Origin of the sequence: Arthrobacter rhombi (assembly GCF_039526245.1) — a bacterium.
In the GTDB taxonomy this organism is placed as follows: domain Bacteria; phylum Actinomycetota; class Actinomycetes; order Actinomycetales; family Micrococcaceae; genus Arthrobacter_H; species Arthrobacter_H rhombi.
Map to the genome: position 1 here is coordinate 1 of NZ_BAAAIV010000033.1, position 3,047 is coordinate 3,047.

At 56.5% G+C, this 3,047-nt stretch carries 1 rRNA gene; it reads right to left on the reverse strand.

The features are described 5' to 3' along the window. A 23S ribosomal RNA gene (locus ABD088_RS17220) occupies positions 1 to 3,047 on the reverse strand; the annotation flags it as partial.

Genomic DNA, 3,047 nt, shown 5'->3' on the forward strand with positions numbered 1-3,047 from the left:
CACATCCTGCCTATCAACCCAGTGGTCTGGCTGGGGGCCTCTCACACGTTAGACGTGTATGGAAATCTCATCTTGAAGTGGGCTTCCCGCTTAGATGCTTTCAGCGGTTATCCCTTCCGAACGTAGCAAATCAGCGGTGCACTTGGCAGTACAACTGACACACCAGAGGTTCGTCCGTCCCGGTCCTCTCGTACTAAGGACAGCTCTTCTCAAATTTCCTGCGCGCGCAGCGGATAGGGACCGAACTGTCTCACGACGTTCTAAACCCAGCTCGCGTACCGCTTTAATGGGCGAACAGCCCAACCCTTGGGACCTACTCCAGCCCCAGGATGCGACGAGCCGACATCGAGGTGCCAAACCATGCCGTCGATATGGACTCTTGGGCAAGATCAGCCTGTTATCCCCGAGGTACCTTTTATCCGTTGAGCGACGGCCGTTCCACAACGTGCCGCCGGATCACTAGTCCCGACTTTCGTCCCTGCTCGAGCTGTCACTCTCACAGTCAAGCTCCCTTGTGCACTTACACTCGCCACCTGATTGCCAACCAGGCTGAGGGAACCTTTGGGCGCCTCCGTTACTCTTTAGGAGGCAACCGCCCCAGTTAAACTACCCATCAGGCACTGTCCCTGACCCAGATCATGGGCCGAAGTTAGGAATCCGGTACGGCCAGAGTGGTATTTCAACGATGACTCCACGAACACTGGCGTGCCCGCTTCAACGTCTCCCACCTATCCTACACAAGCCGCACCGAACACCAATACCAAACTATAGTAAAGGTCTCGGGGTCTTTCCGTCCTGCTGCGCGTAACGAGCATCTTTACTCGTAGTGCAATTTCGCCGAGTTCATGGTTGAGACAGCGGGGAAGTCGTTACTCCATTCGTGCAGGTCGGAACTTACCCGACAAGGAATTTCGCTACCTTAGGATGGTTATAGTTACCACCGCCGTTTACTGGGGCTTGAATTCCCAGCTTCGCCCACAAGGGGCTAACCGGTCCTCTTAACCTTCCAGCACCGGGCAGGAGTCAGTCCGTATACATCGTCTTGCGACTTCGCACGGACCTGTGTTTTTAGTAAACAGTCGCTTCCCCCTGGTCTCTGCGGCCCCGATCCCCTCCCACCAGCAAGTGGTGTTCAAGGTTGGGGCCCCCCTTCTCCCGAAGTTACGGGGGCATTTTGCCGAGTTCCTTAACCATGATTCTCTCGATCGCCTTAGTATTCTCTACCTGATCACCTGTGTCGGTTTGGGGTACGGGCGGCTTGGACCTCACGTCGATGCTTTTCTTGGCAGCATAGGATCACCGGATCACCCACCAAAGTGGGCGCCTATCGGGTCTCAACCTATGTGAACGGCGGATTTGCCTACCGTTCGGCCTACACCCTTGGACCAGGACGATTCCATTGCCTGGCCCGGCTACCTTCCTGCGTCACACCTGTTAATACGTTGACCTCGCTGGCTCGGGTCCCGCGCCGCGCACCCGGTACCCTTCCCGAAGGAAGGATGATGGGTGTTTGGGGCGGTTAGCATCGCCAGTCCGGTAGGGACGGTCCTTCACCGGTACGGGAATATCAACCCGTTGTCCATCGACTACGCCTGTCGGCCTCGCCTTAGGTCCCGACTCACCCAGGGCAGATTAGCTTGACCCTGGAACCCTTGATCATTCGGCGGACGGGTTTCTCACCCGTCTTTCGCTACTCATGCCTGCATTCTCACTCGTGCCGTCTCCACCACTGGTTCACACCGTGGCTTCACTGCCGGCACGACGCTCCCCTACCCACCCAGGCGGCTGGACCACGAAGGCCTACCTATATACCTGGATGACGCAACTTCGGCGGTGTGCTTGAGCCCCGCTACATTGTCGGCGCGGAATCACTTGACCAGTGAGCTATTACGCACTCTTTCAAGGATGGCTGCTTCTAAGCCAACCTCCTGGTTGTCTTCGCAACTCCACATCCTTTTCCACTTAGCACACGCTTAGGGGCCTTAGTTGGCGTTCTGGGCTGTTTCCCTCTCGACTATGAAGCTTATCCCCCACAGTCTCACTGCCACGCTCTGACTTACCGGCATTCGGAGTTTGGCTGACGTCAGTAACCTTGTAGGGCCCATTAGCCATCCAGTCGCTCTACCTCCGGTAAGAAACACGCAACGCTGCACCTAAATGCATTTCGGGGAGAACCAGCTATCACGAAGTTTGATTGGCCTTTCACCCCTACCCACAGCTCATCCCCTCCATTTTCAACTGAAGTGGGTTCGGTCCTCCACGTGCTCTTACACACGCTTCAACCTGGCCATGGGTAGATCACTTCGCTTCGGGTCTAGACCGCGCCACTGAACGCCCTGTTCAGACTCGCTTTCGCTACGGCTTCCCCACACGGGTTAACCTCGCGACACGGCACTAACTCGCAGGCTCATTCTTCAAAAGGCACGCCGTCACCACAACAAGGTGGCTCCGACGGATTGTAGGCACATGGTTTCAGGTACTATTTCACTCCCCTCCCGGGGTACTTTTCACCTTTCCCTCACGGTACTTGTCCGCTATCGGTCATCAGGAAGTATTCAGGCTTACCAGGTGGTCCTGGCAGATTCACACGGGATTTCTCGGGCCCCGTGCTACTTGGGATACCAACACAAAGCGGCGGAGAACATTACGGCTACGGGACTAACACCCCCTATGGTCCGGCCTTCAAACCGGTTCGCCTATGCACCCGCACCTCACTCCTCCAGTCCGGCAGAACTGGAATGGCTGGTCCCACGACCCCGCCCATGCAACGCCCGCCGGCTATCACACATGGAAACGGTTTAGCCCCATCCGCTTTCGCTCGCCACTACTCACGGAATCACTGTTGTTTTCTCTTCCTGCGGGTACTGAGATGTTTCACTTCCCCGCGTTCCCTCCACGTAGCCTATGTGTTCAGCTACGGGTCACACGACATGACGCCGTGCGGGGTTTCCCCATTCGGAAATCCTGGTATCAACGTCCGGTTATCGACTCCTCCAGGCTTATCGCAGATTCCCACGTCCTTCTTCGGCTCCTGATGCCAAGGCATC